Source organism: Amycolatopsis thailandensis (genome assembly GCF_042723255.1).
Classification (GTDB): Bacteria; Actinomycetota; Actinomycetes; order Mycobacteriales; family Pseudonocardiaceae; genus Amycolatopsis; species Amycolatopsis thailandensis.
The window spans coordinates 1-1,931 of record NZ_JBHXJK010000262.1; the positions used below are offsets into that span (position 1 = coordinate 1).

Here is a 1,931-nt window from a genome sequence, read left to right on the forward strand (position 1 = left end):
GCGCAAGGAAGGGGGCCTTCATGTACTTCTAGCCGGGGTTACCTCAGCTGTCGTAGCTGCGACGCGGGCCGCGGCCCGGACGCTGCGGGCGGCCGTTGCCGCCACCGGACTCGCCACGACGCGGGCGGCCGCGGAAGCCGCCGGGACGGCCGCCTTCGCGGTGACCGTGACCCTCGCGCGAACCCTGGTAGCCGCCGCGGTCGCCGCCACCGTAGCCGCGGCCACCGCCACGACGCGGGGACTCACGACGACGCTCGACGACCGGCTCGCCGCTGGGCTGCTGCGCACCGGTGATGCGGGTGAGCTCGGCGTCGCCCGGGCGGATGGTGGTCTGCTCGGCGCGGACACCGGCGCGGTCGGTCATCCGGCGCACCATGCGGCGCTGGTCGTGGGTGACCAGCGTGACCACGACACCGGACGCCCCGGCGCGCGCGGTGCGGCCGGCGCGGTGCAGGTAGTCCTTGTGGTCGGCGGCCGGGTCGACGTGCAGCACCAGCGAGATGTCGTCGACGTGGATGCCGCGCGCGGCGACGTCCGTGGCGACGAGGACCGGGGCGTAGCCCTCCTTGAAGTCCGCGAGGACCCGGTTGCGCTGGCCCTGCGTCTTGCCGCCGTGCAGCGCGGCCGCGTGGACGCCCTTCTCGCGCAGGCGCTCGGTGAGGCGGTCCACGTGGTGCTTGGTGCGGACGAACATGATCGTGCGGCCCTCGCGGGCGCCGATCTCGGTGATGATGTCCTGCTTGTCCTGGTGCGACACCTGGAACACGTGGTGGTCCATGGTGGTGACGCTCGCGGTCGACGGGGCGACCGAGTGGGTGACCGGGTCGGTCAGGTACGCGCGGACCAGCCTGTCGACGTCACCGTCGAGGGTGGCCGAGAACAGCAGGCGCTGGCCGCGGGCCGGGGTCAGGTCGAGGATCTCGCGGACCTGCGGCATGAAGCCCATGTCGGCCATCTGGTCGGCCTCGTCGAGCGCGACGAAGTTGATGTCCGACAGCGACGCGGTGCCCTGGCGGACGTGGTCCGACAGCCGGCCGGGGGTGGCGATCAGCAGGTCGACGCCGCGGGAAAGCGCGTCGGCCTGGCGGGTGAAGGCCATGCCGCCGACGGCGGTGCGGCACCACAGGCCGAGGGACTTGGCCAGCGGGGTCAGCGAGTCGGCGACCTGCATGGCCAGCTCGCGGGTCGGGACCAGGATCAGCGCGCGCGGGTGCTTCGGCCGGGCGCGGCCGCCGTTGAGCCGGGTCAGCATCGCGAGGCCGAAGGCCAGGGTCTTGCCGGAACCGGTCTGGGCGCGGCCGAGCACGTCGCGGCCGGCGAGCGCGTCGGGGATGGTCGCCGACTGGATCGGGAACGGGGTGGTGATACCGGCGTCGGCCAGCGCCCGCAGCAGCGGGTCGGGGAGGCCGAGTTCCGCCCAGGTCTTCGCCTTGACCGTCTCGACGGCGTCTTCGCGCAGCATCGCGTCACCCGCGGGGCGGGTGCGCGGCTTGCGGTGCTGACGCGCCGACGGTGAGACGTGGCCGGAGTTGAACGTGACTGTCACAAATGCCTCTCGGACGTGGCACGTCACAAGGAGGCCCGGGCTGCCCGCGCGCAGGCAGGGCAAGATGGTGTGCACAGATGGGCGTTCACAGGGACGAACCCGGCACACCGCGTCTGCGTGACACCGCGCGCCAATTGGTTGATACGGATACCGCGAGCCATTCGGTTGGCTTTGGAGGCGACGGACACCACTCATCCACGCCGCCGGTTGCGGTCTAGTACTACTGTACCGGACCGTTATCCGGCCTCCCAACTGGAGGGACCGATTGTGGGCAGGGTCTCCACCGAGGGTTCTCCCGGCGTGGGGGTAATGTGGTGTTGTAGGAGGTTGAAAAAAAGGAAAAAAACCGCTAATAGAAGGGGGTGGGGGAGGGGCCGGGCCGGGG

1 protein-coding gene is annotated in these 1,931 nt (G+C 71.5%); it reads right to left on the reverse strand.

The features are described 5' to 3' along the window. Positions 1-43: 43 nt before the first annotated feature. The gene (locus ACFWMR_RS42530; protein ID WP_378280196.1) at positions 44-1,546 is read right to left on the reverse strand and encodes a DEAD/DEAH box helicase; all 1,503 of its coding nucleotides are present in this window, start codon (positions 1,544-1,546) and stop codon (positions 44-46) included. Between the last annotated feature and the right edge of the window lie 385 nt (positions 1,547-1,931).